The organism is Ancylobacter amanitiformis, assembly GCF_030814815.1.
Taxonomy (GTDB): domain Bacteria; phylum Pseudomonadota; class Alphaproteobacteria; order Rhizobiales; family Xanthobacteraceae; genus Ancylobacter; species Ancylobacter amanitiformis.
The window spans coordinates 1-15,961 of record NZ_JAUSVR010000022.1 but is presented as its reverse complement, the minus strand read 5'-3'; the positions used below and the strand labels follow the sequence as shown (position 1 = coordinate 15,961).

At 68.5% G+C, this 15,961-nt stretch carries 10 protein-coding genes and 1 pseudogene; 5 read left to right on the top strand and 6 right to left on the bottom strand.

Features of this window, described 5'->3' with window-relative positions; all coding sequences use genetic code 11:
* Positions 1–33 precede the first annotated feature (33 nt).
* From QOZ99_RS20005 to bcsA, 4 genes are read right to left on the bottom strand one after another with little or no spacing between them, the layout of a single operon-like run.
* Positions 34–2,331, bottom strand: a complete 2,298-nt coding sequence (locus QOZ99_RS20005; protein ID WP_306891759.1) for a tetratricopeptide repeat protein — start codon at positions 2,329–2,331, stop codon at positions 34–36.
* The gene (locus tag QOZ99_RS20000; protein WP_306891758.1) at positions 2,322–3,374 is read right to left on the bottom strand and encodes a family 8 glycosyl hydrolase; all 1,053 of its coding nucleotides are present in this window, start codon (positions 3,372–3,374) and stop codon (positions 2,322–2,324) included. Before QOZ99_RS20000 ends, QOZ99_RS20005 begins: the two co-directional genes overlap by 10 nt.
* Entirely contained in the window at positions 3,371–6,067 is a 2,697-nt protein-coding gene (locus QOZ99_RS19995) for a cellulose biosynthesis cyclic di-GMP-binding regulatory protein BcsB (RefSeq protein ID WP_306891757.1), read from the bottom strand. Before QOZ99_RS19995 ends, QOZ99_RS20000 begins: the two co-directional genes overlap by 4 nt.
* Positions 6,064–8,271, bottom strand: a complete 2,208-nt coding sequence (gene bcsA / locus QOZ99_RS19990) for a UDP-forming cellulose synthase catalytic subunit (RefSeq protein ID WP_306891756.1) — start codon at positions 8,269–8,271, stop codon at positions 6,064–6,066. The genes QOZ99_RS19995 and bcsA overlap by 4 nt, the downstream gene beginning before the upstream one ends.
* 327 nt (positions 8,272–8,598) lie before the next feature.
* Between bcsA and bcsN the strand changes: the two genes are divergently transcribed.
* Entirely contained in the window at positions 8,599–9,684 is a 1,086-nt protein-coding gene (gene bcsN, locus QOZ99_RS19985; protein ID WP_306891755.1) for a cellulose biosynthesis protein BcsN, read from the top strand.
* Positions 9,685–9,688: 4 nt separating this feature from the next.
* On the opposite strand, the gene QOZ99_RS19980 is transcribed toward bcsN, so the two are convergent.
* Positions 9,689–10,825, bottom strand: a complete 1,137-nt coding sequence (locus tag QOZ99_RS19980) for an acyltransferase family protein (RefSeq protein WP_306891754.1) — start codon at positions 10,823–10,825, stop codon at positions 9,689–9,691.
* A gap of 243 nt (positions 10,826–11,068) precedes the next feature.
* Here QOZ99_RS19980 and QOZ99_RS19975 point away from each other — a divergent pair, with 243 nt between their 5' ends.
* From QOZ99_RS19975 to QOZ99_RS19965, 3 genes are all read left to right on the top strand, one after another.
* Positions 11,069–11,671 carry an SCO family protein gene (locus QOZ99_RS19975; protein WP_370876899.1) on the top strand — a complete coding sequence of 201 codons (603 nt, stop codon included), beginning with the start codon at positions 11,069–11,071 and terminating at the stop codon, positions 11,669–11,671.
* Positions 11,672–11,876: 205 nt separating this feature from the next.
* Positions 11,877–12,920: a L,D-transpeptidase family protein gene (locus tag QOZ99_RS19970; protein ID WP_306891753.1), complete on the top strand. Its 1,044-nt coding sequence runs from the start codon at positions 11,877–11,879 to the stop codon at positions 12,918–12,920.
* Between the two features lie 119 nt (positions 12,921–13,039).
* Positions 13,040–13,609 (top strand): GNAT family N-acetyltransferase, encoded by a 570-nt coding sequence (locus tag QOZ99_RS19965; RefSeq protein ID WP_306891752.1) that lies wholly within the window; start codon positions 13,040–13,042, stop codon positions 13,607–13,609.
* 48 nt (positions 13,610–13,657) lie between these two features.
* Here the strand turns inward: QOZ99_RS19965 and pyk are convergent, their stop codons facing one another.
* The gene (gene pyk, locus QOZ99_RS19960) at positions 13,658–15,208 is read right to left on the bottom strand and encodes a pyruvate kinase (protein WP_306891751.1); all 1,551 of its coding nucleotides are present in this window, start codon (positions 15,206–15,208) and stop codon (positions 13,658–13,660) included.
* A 483-nt stretch (positions 15,209–15,691) separates the two neighbouring features.
* Between pyk and QOZ99_RS19955 the strand changes: the two are divergent.
* Positions 15,692–15,961: pseudogene (locus QOZ99_RS19955) on the top strand (NAD(P)(+) transhydrogenase (Re/Si-specific) subunit alpha); the annotation flags it as partial.

Below are 15,961 nucleotides of genomic sequence, written 5' to 3'. Positions count from 1 at the left end.
GCCGGCCTTTTTCATGCGGGGTGGCGGCGGCGCTCAGTAATTGTCGCGCATCTGGCGGGTGGCCCCCAGAATGGTCATCACGCCGTTGGTCGCTTCCTTGTTGCCCTGCGCGGCGAGCGCCTTGAAGATGCGGTTCGCCGACTGGAAGTCGCGGATGTGGTAGTAGCACCACGCGCGCATCAGCATCAGGTCCTGCTGCTCGGGACCGAGGCGGGCGCGCTCGTCCAGCGCGACCAGCGCCTCGACATAGCGCCCGTCCTTGTAGAATTCGAAGGCCCGCTGGGTCAGCAGGTCGGCATTGAGCTGGAGCGCCCGGCGCGGGCTCTGCGGCGCTTCAAGGGCGGCCACGCTGGCGGCATTGGTCATGCCCTTGCGCATATAGGCGAGCGACTTGCCATAGGCGGCGTCCTCGGCGGTGCGCCCCGTGCCGTACTGGATGGCATAGTCGAAAGCCGTCACTGCCTCGATCGGCCGGTTCAGATCCATCAGCTTCCAGCCGCGCGCCAGCGCCGCCGCGGCGCTGCCGCCGCGCGGCGATTCCGCCACCGCACCGGCGGCGCGGGGCGTCGAGCGGGCGGCGCTGCGCCGCGGCGCGGGCGCGGCCTCATAGCGCGCCGCCGGCGCGGCGGCATAGGCGCGGTCGGCCGCGACCTGCGGCGTGACCGCCTGCGGCATCGCTGCCTGCGGGCTGACGGACTGAGGCGTCGCTTGCATCGCCGCCGTCGGGATCGGGGCGAAGCCGGTCGCCGGGGCGGATGCCGGCGTATAGGCCAGCGCGCCCGCCGTGGGGATGGGCTGGAACCCGGCGCCCGCCCCGCCGACGCCGCGGACGGCGCTGGTGGTGGGCACGCCCAAGGGCGGGGGCTGCAGCGTCGGGGTCGGCGTCAGCCGGGCGGCGGCGGCGATCAGCGGATTGGTGGTGCGCACCGGCGCCTGTCCGTTGCGCGCCTCCAGCCGCGCCCGCACATTGGGGTCGACCAGCGCCAGAATGCGCTCGGAGCGCGAGCCCCAGCTCTGCACCATGGCGGCGAGGCGGGCCCGGTCGCCGAGGCGCCAATAGGCGAGGGACAGGCCATAGGCCGAGGGCTCGTCATTGGGATCCCAGTTCAGCGCGGTCTCGAACCACGACTGGGCGGTGACGATCTGCCCGGTATTGTAGGCATACCAGCCGAGCGCCTGCGCGCCGGGAACGTATTTGTCGCGGATCACGACCGGGCTGAACCGCGTCAGCACCAGCGCGTCGAGCACCGGCGCGGGATCGGCGGTGAGCAGGCTGATGACGACGTCGAGATAGGCCTTGTTGTTCTCGGGTGCCGAGTCGCGCCATTCATAGGCGATCGGCTCCGCTTCCAGCGCGCGCCCGAGCGCGTTGAGCGCCAGAACATAGCCTTCCGCCGCCTTCGAGCCGCCCTTGCGGTCGAGCGCGAGCTTGAACCATTCGAGCGCGCGCCGGGCGTCGTCGTGGCGGAACAGGTACCAGCCGAGCAGGAGCGGGTCGCCCGCGCTGCTGCCCTGCCGCGCCAGCTCCTCCATCCGCTTGATGTCGGCGTCGGGAACGGAATATTCCGGGTTCTCGGCGGCGCGGCCCATGCGGCGGCGGATGAGGTCGTCGCGCAACAGGGCGAATTCCGGCTTGCCCTCGGCGTCCTTGCGCTCGAACTTCATCAGATTGGCGATCTGGTCGTCGCTCAGCAGCGGGATCGCCTTCTGCATGGTGGCAAGGCGCTCGCCCGCGTCATTGCAGTTGGTCAGCACATAGGTATAGGCGTCGAGCGCGCGCGGGATCTGGTTGGTCTTGGCGAACGCCTCGGCGACGCGCCACAGGATGTCGACATTGGTGCAGGTCAGCACGCCCGGCGTCTCGGTGGCGAGGCGCAGCACGGTGGACCATTGCTGGGCGTCGGAGGCGTTGACGAGCCGCTGGCGAGTTTCCGCCTCGTTCAGCCGGGCGATCAGGTCGGCCGGCGGGTCCCACGACGAATCCGCCGCCTGCCGCGTGGCGATGGCGCCGCGCACGTCGCTATACTTGCCCTCGGCATAGAGCTTCCACAGCCGTTCCAGCTCGATGTCGGTCTGCGGGCCGAACAGGTCGGCGGGCGGCGACCATTCGGGATAGAGGGCGCGCAGGCGGGCGATTTCCGCATCCAGGCGGCGCGTGTCGCCCTGCGAGGCGAAATAGCGCAGCGCCGTCTCGTCGACCTTCTGGCGCGAGCCGCCATTGTCCGAGGCGCTGCGGCTGCCGGAGCCGCCCGGGAGCTCGACCTGCTGCGCGATGGCGGGGAGGACGGCGCCCCCCAGCACGATCAGCAGGGCGGCTCTCTTCAAAGACATCTCGGATATCGCTCCGCGACCAAAGCCCAAGCCAGCAAGTACAACGTCGAGGGGTAGTAGAGCGTGGGCTCGAACCGACGCAGATCGTCAGGAATGCGTGTCGCGTCGAGAGCACAGGCCAGCACGGCGCCGAGCATCCGGTAGCCGGGCTCCGTCAGCCGCGTCAGCACGCGTCCCGTGGCGATCTCGACGACGGATGGCGCCCCCCCATTCTCGACCAGCCAGCTTTGCCGGAACGAATCCTGCAGTTCCGCGTCGGCGATACCGGCCCGTAACAGGTAAAGCGATATCCTTAATGAATTGTAACCGAAGACCGGGGGGAACCCGTCCGCCACCGTCACCGGCCCCTTGCTGGGCGCGGCGATCCAGTCCGGCGGCAGCCGCGCCGGGCCCAGCTGCGCGATGCGGAGCAATTCCAGCCCCGTCTTCGCGACGCCGTCCCAGTCGCTCTCCGGCGCCAGCTGCTTCATGACCGGAAAGGTCTCGAAGATCCAGTAGGACAGGTTCAGGATCGGGCCGTCCGGCCGGTCCGCCGCGCTGAAGCCCGAAGCGCCGGGCAGCAGGAGCAACCGGTCGCCGCTGCGCAGCACCAGCTTGGCTCCGATGGCCCGCGCGATCTTCTGCGCGCTGTCCACATAGCTGGCAATGCCCCATGATCTTCCTGCCCTCGCCAGTGAATAGGCGATGAGCAGATCGCCGTCGCTCGCCGCATTTATATCGGTGACGTGGGGTTTCGAGTTCGGGTCCCAGCGCCATGCAGCAAGTCCATCGTCGCGAATCAGCAACTCCGTCCGCGTGAAGCTCCATATGCGTTCAAAATTGCTTCTGTCACCAGCCAAATAGGCCAGAAGCATGCCGTAACCTTGCCCCTCGCTATGGCTGATCCCGCCATTGGCCGTGTCGACGACGCGTCCGTTGTCGTCGATGAAATGCGCCATATAGGCGCGCCATGCCTCGGCGGGCAGCGTGGTGGCTGTCTGCGCTCTCAATGGAAGCACCCCGCATGCGAGCACAACGATGCCGGCTACGAGGAGCTTGATCATGTGGGGCGCCCAAGTCGTCGCAGCAGGAAGGCGGTGGCGATGCCGAGCACGGTCCCGGCAACCAGCAGCATCAGCGCATAGGGCACGATGTTGGTCGAGAGCCAGTTCGCGGCGATCATGCGGAAATTGGCGAAGGAGAGCGGTTCCGTCACGATGAAGCGGAAGCCGCCGACATCGTGGCGCTCAAGCTCGCCGGTGGAGTTCTGGAAGGCCACGGCCTGGCCGCCGATGCGGTTCCACGCGCTGTCCGCGGTGAAGCGGACCATGGAGGCGGCCAGCGTTTCCGGCGTGCGCCCCGTCACCAGGGTCCAGGCCTGGGCGCCGTTGGTGCTGTTGCCCTGCGCCATGACCAGCGAGGTGCGCGGCGGCGGCTCATACAGCGCACGGCGGCCTTCCTGGATACGCAGCGAGTCGAAGCTGATGGAGAAGGTGCTCTTCAGCCACGCCTCGAAATTGTCGACCACCGCGTAGATGCCGCCGCGCCCCTGCACGCTGTCGCGCCAGCGCTCATAGATCTGCGGCGTGTTCTGCGGATTGGCCTGCTCGCTGGCCATGGGCGATCCCTCGCCCTGCTGCCGGTTGCGGAAGCGCTCCAGCACGTTGTCGTAATTCTCGCCCGCCGGGGATTCCGACAGGCGCCCGTCATCGCCCGCCGAGACCACCCAGTTGGCGCGGGTGGAGCCGGCAATGCCCACCTGCTCCAGAACGCTGCCGGCAATGTGGTCGATGCCGCCCACGAAGATGGCGTTGCGCTCGCCGAGCGTGACCGAGGCCGGGGAAGCGTCGATCGGCAGCGGCGCGCCATTGGAAAGCGCCAGCCGACTCATCAGCGTCGAGGCCGCCGACAGGGTGGAGGAATCCTGCCGGGCCAGCACGACCGCGATCGGGCTGCCATCGAGATTATAGGGGAAGGCGGTGGCGCTGAAAGCGGCGAGGTCGGGCATGCGTCCGATACGGGCGAAATTCGCCATGGCGAATTCCGATGAATCAAACAGGACGAAGCGGTTGTCGGCCGGCAGCGTGGCGCCGGGCAGGCAGCGCGCATCCGCCTCGGTGTCCAGCACCACTTCCAGCCACAGCCGATTGATGCCGGGCCGGAAATTGCGCAGCGGGATGAATATCGGGTCGTGCTGGAACAGCCCGCCCCCGCGCGTGGTGATCGGCAGGGTGGAGGCGATCTGCTGGTTCACATAGACGTCGACATGGCTGCCGGGCCGCACCGCGGCGGTGAAGGCCGCATCGAGGAACAGCGTGGCATTGCCATAGGCCTCGGCATAGAAGTCCGGCGGCAGCGCGATCTGGAACTCGGAACGGAAGCGGCGGCCGGAGAATTCCTGCGTGCTGACGCCCAGCTCGGAGAGGCGCAGGCTGCGCTCGCCGTTGAAGAGCGGCGTGTTGGGCGCGAAGCGCGTCTGGGTGCTGAGGGCATCGGTCTGGGGAATGTTGATGCTGTTCAGCCGGTCGATCGCCCGGTCGACATCGGCCGGCGTCGGGCCGGAAATGACCAGCACCGGGGCACCCAGGCGGTCATCTTCCAGGAAGGTGGTGACAGGCCGCTGGCGCGCGTCGGGCGGCACCGTTGCCATGAGGCGGGGCAGTTCGGAGGCTGTGCCGATGACGACCGTGAGCGCGCCCGGCGGGGTGGGGCCCTGCGCGCCCTCGGCCGCCACTACCGCCGGATTGGGATATTGCCCGCGCACCGACAGGCCCTGCACGACGCGCAGCACCCGCGCCGTGCCGCCGCCCTCGATGGGCCCGGGGGTAAGGACGCGGATCGTGGTGACGCCCTTGTCGTCGAAGCCGACCGACGGCAAATCGTCGAGCCCGCCGGTGAGGGGCGGTCGGCCACCGGCGAAGGCGAGCCCGGTGCCGGCATTGTTGAGCTCGGTCCACAATTCGTAGGTGGCGCTCACGGCGCAGTCGGTGCGGTGGCGCTGCACCACGTCGATGCGGATCATGTTGGCGCCGGCCCGCAGCGTGCCACGCTGGATCGGCACGGCGATATGCGCGGGGGTCTGCGAGGAGGCGATGGGCGTCTCGATGAGGGTCTGGCCATTGAGCGCGACGCGGATGCGCGAGGTCTCCGGCATCACCACCACGGCGTTGAGATAGCTCAGCAGGAACGTCACCTGCCGCGCCGCCTCTTCCTCCGTCACATTGACGACCCAGGCGCGCGAGGCGACTTCGCCGGCGAAGATCATGCGGGGCTGGGGCACGATGAAGCGATCGGGCCGCTGCGGCAGTGCCGGCGCGCTCGCGGCGGGGGTGGGCGCGACGCGCGGGGCGGGCTGGCCGGGCACCATCTGGAACGGCGCGGCGCTCGGCGCCGGGGCACCGGCCTCGCCGGGCACGCCAAGGCCGGTGGCGGGCAGGCTCTCGCCGCTGCGGGCGGAGGCTGGCGGGGCGGAGGCCGGCGGGGGAAAGGCCGGGCCGGCCGCCGATCCCGGCGCCTGGCCACCGGGCACGGCAGGGCCGCCGCCCCCGCCAGCGCCCGTGGAGGGCTGCGGCAGTGTCATCGGCACCGAGGTGGGCGGCGCGGCCGGCGCCTTGCCGCCATAGCCGGGCAGGGGCGGCGTCATGGAAAAGCCGGTGCCCTGGCCGGCCGAGCCGCCCTGCTGGGCGGAGGCGGCGCCGGCGAGGGCGGCGAGCAGGCCGATCGCGGCGAGCGAGGAGATGGCGCGCAACGTCTTCATCCGCGTTTGGCCGGTTCGAGAAGCGCCCGCCGGTGGCGCTCGCGCCACAGCTTGTGCAACTGCACCAGATAGGACAGGCCGCGTCCGGTCTGGAAGAGCGACACGCGAATGAAAAAGACCGTGCCGCGCAGAACGCCCGGATTCTTGCGGCGCGATTCCTGGAATTTCTTCCACTGGTCGGAATTGGCGAAGATGAGGTCGGAAATCAGCCGGTAGTGCAACGGCTGGTCGGGCGCGAATTCGCCGCCGATCAGCAGGCCGTCGGCGTCGCGGTCGGCGTTGCGGATGGTGAAGGGCAGCGTGTCGATCGGGATGTTGGCGGCGAGCGGCTTGAAGCGCAGCAGTGCCGGCTGGCCGCGGTCCAGTTCCGGCATGGTCACGTTGGCATTGGGCCGCACCCGCGCCCCACCGAGCGAGCCGTCATCGATGGTGGCGGGATAGGACACATCGTTGATGATGAGATCGCAACGGCGCATCAGGTCGACGCGGTGGGCGCGCCGGCGGTTGCGCCGCTCGGACACCACGCCGAGCGCGCAGCCGGCAATGAGAATGTTGAGCAGGTTCCACGCGCCGACCACGATGATGACGTCGGCATTGAACGGCTCGGTGAGCAGCCGCCAGATTGTTACCAGCAGGGCGACGATCAGCACGGCGAAGATGATGAAGAACGGCCGGCCGATTTCCGACACATGCCCTTCGTCCAGCGTCTCGCCCTTCGCCGTCACGTTGAAGGTCGGCTTCTTCGGGTTGATCAGCACGGAAATGAGCGCCGGCAACAGGTAGATCGCCTGGATATATTCGTAGAGTTCGGAAATCCACGGCCAGCGGTAGCGGCCATAGAGGTAGTTCTGCATCAGCAGGTTCACCAGCATGTAGGTGGTGGTATAGGCGAAGAACTCGGCGCCGGAGGCGTTGAAAATTTCCAGCGAGAAGAACAGGTAGAACAGCGGCGAGATGAGGAACATCAGCCGCGGATAGGGGAACAGCCAGAACAGCGTGCTCGACATGTAGCATAGACGCTGCTGCAGGGTGAGGCCGCGCTTGAGCGGGGGTACGTGGAAGCGCAGGATCTGCATCATGCCCTGCGCCCAGCGCGAACGCTGGCCGATGAAGCTGGCAAAGGTTTCCGGCTGCAGGCCCGCCACGAGCGGCCGGTCGACATAGATCGAGTGCCAGCCGCGCGAATGCAGTTCGAGCGCGGTCTCCGCGTCCTCCGTGATGGTGATGCCCTGGAAGCCGTTGGTCTCGGCCAGCGCCTTGCGGTTCACCAGCGCCGCCGAGCCGCAGAAGAAGGCGGAGTCCCACTTGTCGAGGCCACGCTGGATGATGCCGTAGAACATCTCGTTCTCGGACGGCATGAAATCGAACGTGTTGAGGTTTCGCTCCAGCGGGTCCGGATTGATGAAGAAATGCGGCGTCTGCACCAGGAACAGGTTCTCCTGCTCCAGGAAATAGCCGACCGTCTGCTTGAGGAAATCGCGCGTCGGGGCGTGGTCGGCGTCGAATACCGCGACCAGGTCGCCATCCGAATGTTTCAGGCCGTTATTGAGATTGCCCGCCTTGGCGTGCTCGTTGCGCGCGCGCGTGAGGTAGCGGCAGCCCAGCCCGTCGCAGATGCGCTGCAATTCGACCCGGCGTTGCTGGGCTTCCAGCGCCTTGACGCTGTCATCCTGCTCGCATTTCTGGTCGGTGCCGCCGTCATCCAGCAGCCACACGGTGAAGCGGTCGACGGGATAGTCGATGCTCAGCGCCGCCGACAGGGTGGAGGCCAGCAGATCCGGATCCTCGTTATAGGAGGGCACGAAGATGTCGACCTTGGGAACCTCGCCTTCCGGAATCGGCGGCGCCTTGCGCTCGGGCATCGGCGAGGACACCACGAACAGGCTGAGGAACAGCATGAACACGCTGTACATCTCGCCGATATACAGCATGAAGCCGATGGTGAAATTGCCCAGTTCGGAGATCGGGGGCAGGGTGCTGGTGGTGCGCCAGTAGACATAGCGCAGCACGATGGCGGTGCCGAGCGCCAGCGCGATCATGCGGAAAATGCCCACCGGCGGGCCGAACGTCTTCAGCGCGATCATCGCCAGCACGACGATGCAGCCCGCTATGAGATGCGCCTGAAGGCTGATCGGCAGCGTGATGAGGAAGACCACGATCAAGGAGGCGATCGCCCACAAGCCGGCAACCCATGCCTTGCGCATACTTTCTCCGCCTCGGTTGCGGGCACTGGCCGCGCTCTGACATGGTTCCTGAGGTGTCTTAACCCTTAGAGGTTGAGGAAATCTATCCCTCCCGTGCGTGCGTCGCACATTGATCGATTCCACCGTGGTTAGCGTCAGGCTAAGGTCCGGTCGCGTAAGTGATTCGCTGCGATTCACGCGACGTTTTCTTGAATTGAAGGCGGGGAGGTCGTCGGCTCGGCCACGGCACCGGCGCTTGAAGGGCTCATGACTAGGCGGAACACGCGAATACCTCTGCTCGGGTGTCTTGCCGTCTCCGTCGGATTACTGGCGGCGGGTTGTGCGCCCATGGCGTGGCGAGGCAGTCCGCAGGTCGCGACGGCCACGGTGCAGGTGCCGGTCACGGAGGCGCTCGTGCTGCCGGAGCCGGGCGCCGCGCCGCGCGTGCTCGCCGTGCTGGAGACCGATTATCTCAACGCGGTGCAGCAGGAGATCGTCTTCGAGACCCATTCCCGCACCGTCGGGCAGAACGCCATCTATGCGGTGTTCTTCGGCCCGGTGAAGGGGCGTACCGGTTCGGAAAACCTGCGCAGGGACGACTGGCTCAACGACGAAGTGCTTGATGAGGAGATGCTTGAGCGCATGCCCGGCGTCGCCATGCATGTCTCGAACTACTTCGTGCAGAACCGCTACGGGCCGTTCAACTACGCCATCGGCAATGCCGGCAACGGCGAGTTGTGCATCTATGGCTGGCAGCGCATCAATTCGCAGACGCCCATGTACGCGTTCATACGCTCGGGCGCGGTGCTCGCGCTGCGCCTGCGCATGTGCCAGATCGGCGCCAGCGAGCAGGACCTGCTGCGGCTCATGTATCGCTTCTCGATCAATGGTTATTTCCTGCCGCAGTCCTGGCAGCCCTATGGCCGGCCGGTCGGGGAGCCCGAGGGCCTGGGGCAGGTCGGCGGTCCGCTGGCCTATCCCTCTGGCCTGACGGGCGATGGCACGGTGCTCGATGGCTGGCTCGGCCCCGACCGCTCGCAGGCCGCGCCCGCCCGCGCCCGGCCGGCCCGCCGCTACGGCAGTTCCGTTCCGCCGGCGGAACCGGTTTATTCGGGGGGGGAGCCCATGGGTTATCCCCAGGGCAATCTCGTCGACCCGGCGGATGGCTATCCGCAGGTGCCGGGCCCGGCGGCATCGGGCCAGATGGCCCCGAGTTCGCGCGCCACGGTGACACCCGGCGTGGTGCAGCCCGGCGCTGTGGTTACTCCGGCGCCCTCGCGCGCGGTGCAGTCGGAGAGCGAGGCCTCGCCCTTCAGCCGGCCGCCGGTACTGCCGGGCACCACCAATTACGCGCCGGTCGCGACCGGTGGCGCGGTGGGCGACCCCATCCGGCTGGTGCCGGGCGCTTCCGCCTATCCGGTGCCGGGCCAGTAACCTCTCACGATGCGGCGAGACGGCTGCGCGCCCGCCGGCGCAGCGCCTTCAGCCCGGCCAGCACCGGCCGCTCCACCGCCATGAGGAAGACGACCGCCAGCGCCAGCGCCGCCGCGCAGGTGCCGGCGAACAGCGCGGCAAGGCCGAGCGGCGACAGCGGGCTCAGCGCCACGAAGATCGCCGAGGCCGGCGCCACGATCAGCGGCACGTGCACGAGATAGATCGGGAAGGACAGTTCGCCGATCTTCTGCAGCGGCGCGCTCTCGAACAGGGCGCGCAGCGGCGGCGTCATCAGCACCGCGGCGACGAGGAACATGGCGCCGATCTCGCGGACGCCGTCCGCGCCAAGCCGGGCGAGGATCTGCGCGGCAAGGTCGGGCCCGGCCGCGGGAGCGGGAAAAGTGGCGCCGAGCACGAGGCCGGCCACGGCGAGCAGGGCGCCGGCGCGGCGCCGCTCGCCCAGTTGCCCGCGCAACTCGTAGATCAGCGCGCCGCCGCAGAAGGCCATGAGAAAATAGAGTTCGGCCATGCCGAAGCCGGCAAGCCCGGCCGCCATCGCCCAGGGCCGCACCCGGCCCCGAAGCAGCGCGTAGGAGCCGTAGATCAGCAGCGAGCCGAAGAATTCGGCCTGCATGGTCCAGAGCGGGTTGTTGAAGCGCGTGGTGCCGTTGACGAAGACGCCGATGCCGCCCTCCCACATCGCCTGCGACAACGGAGGGATCGGCGGCTGGTAGGTCCAGCGGAACCAGCGGCTGCCGCTGATCGCCTGTGCCCCGCTTGCCGCATCGGGAAAGCCGGTGAGCCAGGCCCAGGCGAGCATGGACGAGATCAGCGCCGGCACGCCGAGCCGCAGGTAGCGCAGGCCAATCATGACCGGGGCCTCGGCGAGGCTGCGCGGGGCCGAGGCCGCCAGCACGAAGCCGGACAGCACGAAGAACACCGCCACCGCGAAATCGCCGTTCCAGAAAAAGGCGAGCGGCGTGCGGAACAGGCCGAAAGGCGGGCGCTCGGCATAGAGGAAGGGCGCGGGCGCGAAGGCATAGAAGAAGTGGAACGCCACCACCGCGCAGGCGGCAACGCCGCGCAGCCCGTCCAGCGAGGTGACGCGCGCATGAGGGGGCAGGGCGGCGGGAGCGGGCATGGCGCGGGTGTTCCGGTGAGGGCGGGGCAGCGGGCGGGGCAGGGATGAGAGCCGGGCTAGCGGGGGAAGAAGCTAATACCCCTGCGCGGGTGGCAGCAATGGCCTCGCGCGTGCCTGCCGCGGGCCCTGGGGGTGGCGGACACCCGAGCCTTCGTGAATTGACGGCTGGTTTTCCCTGGGGCACGTCCCCACCGGCGCGGATGACGCCGCGTCGGGCGCCATGATCGGCGCGGGAGGAAGAGTGTGAAACGGCTGCGTTGGATCCTGTGGGGGCTGGTTCTGGTTGCCGGCGCCGCTTTCGCCGCGCTGCTGGTCGAGCGCGACCGGCCGCGTCCGCCGGCGGCCATGCAGCCGGTGGGCGATGTCGCCGAACTGGGTGGGCCCTTCGCGCTGACCGATCAGGACGGGCGTGCGGTGAGCGAGCGGGATCTCGCGGGCCGGCCTTATGCGGTGTTCTTCGGCTTCACCCATTGCCCGGATGTCTGCCCCACCACGCTTTACGGGCTTACCCAGATGATGGCGGCGCTCGGTCCCGACGCCGACCGTCTGCGCGTGCTGTTCGTCACGGTCGATCCCGCGCGCGACACGGTCGGGCAGCTCAAGCTCTACCTCTCGTCCTTCGACCCGCGCATCACCGCGCTGACCGGCCCGCCGGATGCGGTGGCGGGGATGCTCGGCAATTTCCGCGCCTATGCCCGCAAGGTCCCGACCGGCGACAGCTACACGATGGATCACACCGCCCTGGTCTATCTCATGGGTGGCGACGGCCGCTTCGTCTCGACGCTCGACATGCACGAGCCGCCGGACATCCAGCTCGGCAAGCTGCAGCGCCTGGTGGCGCGCTAGACGTGTTCACGGTCGCGTGATCGAGCGTCCCGGCATGATGCCGCCCTTGGTCGCAGGACCGGCGATTCGGCGCGGCTCGCCGTGATGGCGTCACTTTCTTCATAAATTCAGGGGCATCATCACGCGCGGTGCCGGTCCGGGGAGCGGGCCGGTGGCGTGTCCGGGTCCTCGCCCGGTCTTGTGACGATCTGTCGGGAGCGCGGCATTGGTAGTGAAGCTGCTGGCCAGATGGGGTCTGCTTGCCGCCCTTGTGCTGTCCGCCGGTCTGGCGGGCTGCGTGGGCGATCGCGGCGACGATCGCGGCTCGGTGCCGCTCAACGACAAGATCGTGTCGGAGATGACCGCCAGGGGCATGACACCGGCCGATCCGATCCTGATCCGCATCTACAAGCAGGAGAGCGAGCTGGAGGTGTGGAAGCGCACCAGTCGCGGCACCTATGCGCTCCTGAAGACCTATCCGATGTGCCGCTGGTCGGGAAAGCTCGGGCCGAAGACGCGGGAGGGCGACCGGCAGGCGCCGGAAGGCTTCTACACGATCACCCCCGCGCAGCTGAACCCGCGCTCGCAATTCTACCTCTCCTTCAATCTCGGCTATCCCAACCAGCTGGAAAGCGCGCTCGGCTACACCGGCAGCGCGCTGATGGTGCACGGCGCCTGCACCTCGGCCGGCTGCTACGCCATGACCAATAACGGCGTCGCCGAGATTTACGCGCTGGGGCGCGAGGCGTTGAAGGGTGGCCAGCAGAGCTTCCCGGTGCAGGCGCTGCCCTTCCGCATGACGCCGGCCAATTTCGCCGCGCACCGCAACGACCCCAATGTGGCGTTCTGGCGCAACCTCAAGGAGGGGGTGGATTACTTCAATCTCACCCGCCAGCCGCCCGTCGTGTCGGCCTGCGGCGGGCGCTATCGCTTCACCCCCGCCGGCAGCCCGGCCGAGCCGGGGCTCGATCCGCTGGGGCCATGCCCGGCCGAGCCGGCGGTGGAACCCACCAGCGTGGAGATCGTCCAGCGCGTCCAGCAGCGCGAGGTCGCCGATTTCGCAGAAGCCGCCGCCATCGCTTCCGTCAATCCCGAACTGGCCGGTCCCTATGTGGACGGCGGCATGCACCCGATGTTCCGCGACGTGCTGCGTCGGGGAGGCCCGGAAAAGCTGGCCTCGCTGACCTCGGGCAAGGTGCCGGTCAGCCAGCCCGACGCGGCGCTGGCCGACCCCTATCGCGGCGCGGAGGCCACCCCGGTGGCGCAGTAGGCGCCGCGCGTCGAGAGGTCCGCCGCGCGACACGCTGCGGCCGCGCGCGACAGGTCGAGCCGGCATACGGCGCCGCATGCCCTCCCAACACGGTCCCCCCGCCCATGACTGTCCTTCCCATGACTGTCCCCGCCGACCATGCCGCCGCCCCCCGCCTCCATCTGCGCGATGCGTGCGCGGCGGATATGGCGGCCGTGGCGGCGATCTACGCCCACCATGTGCTGACGGGCCTCGCCTCCTTCGAGGAAGTGCCGCCTGCCGCCGACGAAATGGAGGCGCGGCGCGCGGCGGTGCTGGCGGCCGGGCTGCCCTATCTCGTGGCGGCGATCGACGGGGAGGTGGTCGGCTATGCCTATGCCACCGCCTACCGGCCTCGGCCCGCCTATCGCTTCACGCTGGAGGATTCGGTCTATGTCGCACCGGGGCGCGGCGGGCAGGGCATTGGCAGTGGGCTGCTGGGCGGCCTCATCGCCCGCTGCGAGGCCGGCCCCTGGCGGCAGATGATCGCGGTGATCGGCAATAGCGGCAATGCCGGCTCGATCGCGCTGCACCGCCGCCACGGCTTCACGGAGGCGGGCCTGCTGCGCGATGTCGGCTTCAAGTTCGGGCGATGGGTGGATTCGGTGCTGATGCAGCGCCCGCTCGGGGCTGGCGCGGCGAACCTGCCGGAGCGCCAGCCCCGCACATGAAAAAGCCCTCCCGTGGGGAGGGCCTTTCCGTTTCAAGCGGCAGAGCGCTCATTCCGCCGTGGTCTTCACCGGCTTGGAGCGCACCGCCCCGCCGCTGCGGGCCTTGCTGGCGGCGGCGCGCGGGGTCGGCGCATCGGCCTTGCTGGCGCCCGGCGGCTTGCGCGACAGCATCGCCTTGTCGATGGTCACGAGCCGCATGACATTGGTGGTGCCCGGCGTCGCGAAGGGCACGCCCGCGGTGATGGCGATGAGGTCGCCCTTCTTGGCAAAACCGTGCTCGACCGTGGTGTGGGTCGCCTTGGTCGCCATCTCGCCGAACGTGTGGATTTCCTCCGGCGCATGCACCACATGCACGCCATAGGACAGGACCAGCCGCCGGGCGGTGGTGAGCTGGCTGGCAATGCCGATGATCGGGATGCGCGGACGCTCGCGCGCGGCGTGCAGCGTGGTGGTGCCCGACAGCGTGTAGGTGACGATGGCGGCGGCATCAACCGAAAGCGCCGCCTGATAGGCCGCCTGCGTCACCGCATCCGCCACCGAATGGCCGCCCGAGGGGCGCTGCGATTCCATGATGGCGCGGTAGCCCGGATCGCGCTCCACCTGCTTGATGATCTGGTCCATCATCGCCACCGCCTCGACCGGGTACTGGCCGGCGGCGCTCTCGGCGGAGAGCATCACCGCGTCGGCGCCGTCATAGACGGCGGTGGCGACGTCGGAGACTTCGGCGCGGGTCGGCACGGGCGCGCTGATCATCGATTCCAGCATCTGCGTGGCGACGATGACCGGCTTGCCGAGACGGCGGGATTCGCGGATCACCCGCTTCTGCAGGGCCGGGATCTCGGGCAGGGAGAGTTCGACGCCGAGATCGCCGCGCGCCACCATGATGCTGTCCGACAGCTCGGTGAGGCGGGTGAGATGCTCCACCGCCTTGGGCTTTTCCAGCTTCAGGTTGATCTGCGCGCGGCCCTGGATGAGCTCCTTGGCCTCCAGCACATCCTCGGGGCGCTGCACGAAGGAGAGCGCGATCCACTCGACGCCGAGGTCGAGCGCGAAGAACAGGTCGGAACGGTCCTTGTCGGTCAGCGCCGAGACCGGCAGCAGCACGTCGGGGACGTTGAAGCCCTTGTTGTTGGAGAGCCGGTTGCCGGCCACCACCTCGGCGTCGATATAGCCGGGGCCGGTCTTGACCACGCGCACGCGCACCTTGCCGTCGTCGAGCAGCACGGTGGAGCCCTCGTGCAGCGCCTCGAGAATTTCCGGGTGCGGGATCGACACGCGCCGCTCGTTGCCCGGGGCCGGGTCGGCGTCGAAGCGGATGGTGGTGCCGGCGGTCAGGTTGATGAAGCCGTCGACAAACTTGCCGAGGCGCAGCTTCGGGCCCTGCAGGTCGGCGAGAACGCCGATCGGCCGGCCGACCTCGCTCTCCAGCGCCCGCACGATGCCGAGCACGCGGCCATGGTTTTCCTGCGTTCCGTGGCTGAAATTGAGCCGGAACACGTCGACACCGGCCTCGTACAGGGCCTTGATCTTGTCCGGGCTCGAAGATGCCGGACCGAGAGTCGCCACGATCTTCGTCGCGCGTTCCCGCCTGCTAACCATGGTTTCCTCCGTGATGACGCGCGCCGGCGCACCGGTCAGCGTGTTCTCATATGAACCGAAAACCCCGTTTCTGTCTCATGCGAGATATACTGCACCGCAGCGTCAGGATCTGGCGGCGCAGCGTATTCACGTCAACGCGGAGCGAGGTCTCGAATATGTTGTTATCTTGTGCAACTCTTGCGCGGCGAGCTTAGCCCACGCGCATGGCTGCATGTTGACAGCCGGCGACGACGTGAGCGCCATCCGGTGGCTGTTTCATATAGCTTCCGGCCGCGGAATCAACTTGCTGGCATTCGGAATTCTGTATACCAATAGATCCAGACTGCGGAAGCTCTCTGTACTCGGGTCTGGACGGTCGGCGTCGGCGACGCGCGGATGGCATGGATCTGTGGCGGGAGCGCGCATGCGGGCGCCTTCCGGGCGGGCCGATGAGCCGCGAAATTGAAGAACAGCCGGCTAACGGCCTTTGATGGGAGGAAGCTTATGCGTCTGTCCGTGTTGCGGGAGACGGCTGCCGTCGAGCCACGGGTGTCTGCGTCTGCGGACACGGTTAAGCGTTATGTGGGTCTTGGCGCGGAGGTTGTTGTCGCGTCGGGGGCTGGGGTTGCGTCGGGGATTGGCGACGGGGAGTATGAGGGGGCGGGGGCGGTTGTAGTCGCCGATAACGCGGCCGCGGTGGCGGGGGCGGATATCGTGCTCGGCGTTCGCCGTCCGGAGGCGGGTCTTGTGGCGGGGGCCCGGCGCGGGGCTCTG